Raw genomic sequence first — 2,211 nt, forward strand, 5'->3', positions numbered from 1 at the left:
CGGCACCACCGTAATCTTCATCGTGTCTTCGGCGTAGTGGCCGTCCGGCACGTCGATACTGCTAGTCAGCGCTGAGCCGGAAAGGCCACGGCCAATTTCGCCGATGTCGATGATCTGGTGCGGGACCTTCAGTCGCTGCGCGCAAAGAGCGGCGAAGCCCAATTCCTTCCTGTGCCGTTGGCCATAGTCGAAAGATAGAAGGCCGGTGAGTTCGTGCTCCGCTGCCACCATGTGAGCAAGGGAAACGGAGTCCAATCCGCCAGAGCAGACGGCGAGAGTCTTCATCATTGGTATCCTTGTTTTGACCGGGTAAGGCTGCGACCGGAGATTTCTCTGCGCCCCCACTACTCCAGCGACTCAGTTTTGTGAACCGGGAGAATTTGCGCTCAGCCCGATTGGAACGGGAGTGCGTCGCGTCCAACACGCGTGATCAATAAAAGTTGAGCGCTTCAGCAGTTTGTTTCGCATCGCGCCAACTTTCGCAATCTGCTGTCGGATCGTCGACTTCGAGACAAGGTGATGTTCGGCCGACATCGGCTGACTCTTAATTAAGCCGCAGAACACATGTTGGCTTTCTGGCCTTCGCTTGTGCGGTTGGCACGACAATTGACATTCTAATTGTGGGGCGGCACACCCCGCCAGCCGAAAGTGGCAGTGAGCTCCTTCAGGCGCAGGTTGATGTGCTGATTATTCGGCGATTTTCCGATCTCGAACCAGAAAGCGAGGGCGACATGGATGCCAGCAAATTTGACATTGGCGACATCCGCCTGGAGAACCCTGCGCGGCGCGATTGAGGCCGCAGGCGAGCCTGCTCTACCTGCCGCCCTACAGTCCCGACTTCAATCCGATTGAGAACGCCTTCGCCCAACCTAAGGCGCTGCTGCGAGCAAAGGCCGACCATCAAGGCTCTATGGGACTGACGTTGCCCCAGCAGTTTTGAGTTCGTTTCCGGCGTGGGTTGTGCCCTGCTGGGCGGGTGAAGCGACGGGCGCTGGCGCGGAGCCTTTGGCATAGCGCAGCGCGAGCGACCGTCGCGGATTGAAGGTGCTGGCGAACTTGGCCGGGGTCTGCCAGGCGATTTGGGAGTGCGGCCGCGCGGTGTTGTAGTCGGCGTGCCACAGGGCGATGGCTACGCGCGCCTGAGCCAGCGAGGTAAACAGCGTCTCGTTGAGCAGTTCATCGCGCAGTCGGCCGTTGAAGCTCTCGATGAAGCCATTCTGCATCGGCTTGCCCGGCGCAATGTAATGCCATTCGACGCGGTTCTGATCTGCCCAGGCGAGGATGGCGTTGGAGGTGAACTCGCTGCCATTGTCGCTGACGATCATCCTCGGCCGGCCGCGCTGGTGATGAGCCGGTCCAGTTCGCGGGCAACCCGCATGCCCGAGAGCGACGTATCAACGATGAGTGCCAGGCACTCTCTCGTGCAGTCGTCGACGACGGCCAGGATGCGGAAGCGGCGCCCGTCGGTGAGCTGGTCCGATACGAAGTCGAGCGACCAGCGCTCGTCGGGCCTCAGCGGCACCAGCATCGGCGCCCTGGTCCCGATCGCCCGCTTGCGGCCGCCACGGCGGCGAACGGCGAGCTTCTCCTCCCGATAGAGCCGGAACAGCTTCTTGTGGTTCACGACCAGGCCCTCCCGCCTCAGCATCACGAGAAGACGCCGGTAGCCGAACCGGCGACGCTCCTGCGCGATCGCCTTCATCCGCTCGCGAACCTCGCGGTCGTCCGGCCTGCTGGTCTCGTAGCGAACCGTCATGCGGCAACAGCCGATGGCTTTACACGCCCGTCGTTCGCTCATCCCGAAGCCTTCCCTCAGGTGAGCGACAGCTTTCCGCTTGGCCGCGGGCGTTACCATTTCTTTCCCACGAGATCCTTCAGCGCGGCATTGTCGAGCATGGCGTCGGCCAGAAGCCGCTTCAGCCGCGTGTTCTCGTCCTCCAGCGCCTTCAGTCGCCGAGCCTCGGGGACATCCATCCCGCCGAAGCGGGCCTTCCAGTTGTAGATCGAAGCATCGCTGACGCCGTGCTTCCGACACAGATCGGCGACCGACACCCCGGCCTCATGCTCCTTCAAAATTCCGATGATCTGCTCTTCAGAGAAGCGGCTGCGCTTCATGGCCTGGTCCTCTCGATGGGCCAGAACGAACTTCAAACCGGATTAGATCACAGGGGCAAGGTCAGCGCGCCGGATGGAGGAACGTATATTCCAGGC

The 2,211-nt window shown here is 61.5% G+C and carries 2 protein-coding genes and 2 pseudogenes; 2 read left to right on the plus strand and 2 right to left on the minus strand.

The features are described 5' to 3' along the window. On the minus strand, positions 1-285 hold a 285-nt coding region (locus tag EOA24_RS35045; RefSeq protein WP_133374791.1), incomplete at its 3' end, for a 7-cyano-7-deazaguanine synthase. Between the two features lie 335 nt (positions 286-620). Between EOA24_RS35045 and EOA24_RS42090 the strand changes: the two genes are divergently transcribed. Continuing rightward, positions 621-794, plus strand: a complete 174-nt coding sequence (locus EOA24_RS42090; RefSeq protein ID WP_167512160.1) for a hypothetical protein — start codon at positions 621-623, stop codon at positions 792-794. Then, positions 778-895: pseudogene (locus EOA24_RS35050) on the plus strand (transposase); the annotation flags it as partial. The gene EOA24_RS42090 and the pseudogene EOA24_RS35050, both read left to right, overlap by 17 nt. A gap of 13 nt (positions 896-908) precedes the next feature. Here the strand turns inward: EOA24_RS35050 and EOA24_RS35055 are convergent. Continuing rightward, positions 909-2,115: pseudogene (locus EOA24_RS35055) on the minus strand (IS3 family transposase). Positions 2,116-2,211 lie beyond the last annotated feature (96 nt).

Source organism: Mesorhizobium sp. M2A.F.Ca.ET.039.01.1.1 (genome assembly GCF_003998035.1).
Lineage (GTDB): Bacteria > Pseudomonadota > Alphaproteobacteria > Rhizobiales > Rhizobiaceae > Mesorhizobium.